Genomic DNA, 1,065 nt, shown 5'->3' with positions numbered 1-1,065 from the left:
CAAGCCCAGCCCCTTCCAGTGTGCTAGTTTGAGCCAATACGATGCTCTGTCCCGAGCCTCGGGGGTGGCAATGAGGCGGCGCGAGTTCATCACACTTCTTGGCGGCACGGTCACTCGGCCGCTCGCCCCGCGCGCGCAGGAGCCCGGCCGCAAGCGACGGATAGGCGTGCTCATGTTGCAGGCCGCTGAAATGGGAGAAAGCAAATGTGGATAATGACGAACAACAGCTACCTGTCCATCGTAAGCAAGGATTGTGGCCCGGCTGAATTGCTGGTCAGGGCTCGGCGTGCCGGGGATATCGAGAAGGTATTCCCAGATGCCAAGGTAACCCGGACCACCAACCGTGATTATCTGTATCGGGCGGTTCTGCCACGCGATGTGGTGAAACAGGCCTTGGCCGCAATGATCGACCATATCGATTACCCGAACTTCAAGGATAGTGTTGAAGATAGGTCGTTGCATGCTGCCTATGTCGGTGTCTGGTGTGCAATGGCAGGACTACAACATCCGCCGCCAGACATAGAGCGGGCGACCCATGCAAGGTCAGCTCTAACCTCGAAAAACACACTGTAGCGCCTGTGGTGGATCTGTTGCAGGATTGTTTCTGAAAATTTGGTGGTTGATGTCGTCGCGCCGCAAGACTTCGAACCGGCCTTCGCCCGAGCAGTCGCAGCCGGAAGCGCTGCTGGTTGGGGTCGATCCCTTGATCTTCAACGACCGGAAGGCCGTGATCGCCTTTGCGGCGCGACGGCGGTTGCCGGCGCTATACGGCACGGGGGTTTCGGACTTGGTGCGGGGGTCTGATGTCCTACGGCACCAACATCGATGTGCAATACCCTCGCGCAGCCGACTACGTCGACAAGATCCTGAAGGGCGCCAGCCCCTCGGAGCTGCCAGTCGAGCAGCCGACCCGTTTCCAGATGCTGGTGAACTTGAAAACCGCCCGTGCGCTCAATCTGGAATTGCCGCTGAGCCTTCTTGCCGTCGCCGACGAGATAATCGAATAGAGCGGCGCATGAGTCTCTTATTGGCACCTTTGAGCCATGCCGACGGATACCGAGAATG

The 1,065-nt window shown here is 58.8% G+C and carries 2 protein-coding genes; both read left to right on the top strand.

The window, feature by feature from the left end:
• Positions 1–204 precede the first annotated feature (204 nt).
• Positions 205–573 carry a hypothetical protein gene (locus tag ACFFWD_RS40285; RefSeq protein WP_376974949.1) on the top strand — a complete coding sequence of 123 codons (369 nt, stop codon included), beginning with the start codon at positions 205–207 and terminating at the stop codon, positions 571–573.
• 230 nt (positions 574–803) lie between these two features.
• Positions 804–1,007, top strand: coding sequence for an ABC transporter substrate binding protein (locus tag ACFFWD_RS40280; RefSeq protein ID WP_376974948.1), 204 nt, complete (start codon positions 804–806; stop codon positions 1,005–1,007).
• The last annotated feature ends 58 nt before the right edge of the window (positions 1,008–1,065 follow it).

The sequence above is a fragment of the Bradyrhizobium erythrophlei genome (assembly GCF_042430365.1).
Classification (GTDB): domain Bacteria; phylum Pseudomonadota; class Alphaproteobacteria; order Rhizobiales; family Xanthobacteraceae; genus Bradyrhizobium; species Bradyrhizobium erythrophlei.
The sequence above is the reverse complement of the archived record's forward strand: the minus strand, read 5'-3'. Positions and strand labels throughout refer to the sequence as shown.

Bases quoted from the DNA above. Each gene is read 5' to 3' on its own strand.
- ACFFWD_RS40285 (WP_376974949.1), top strand. From the start codon at position 205: ATGTGGATAATGACGAACAACAGCTACCTGTCCATCGTAAGCAAGGAT.
- ACFFWD_RS40280 (WP_376974948.1), top strand. From the start codon at position 804: ATGTCCTACGGCACCAACATCGATGTGCAATACCCTCGCGCAGCCGAC.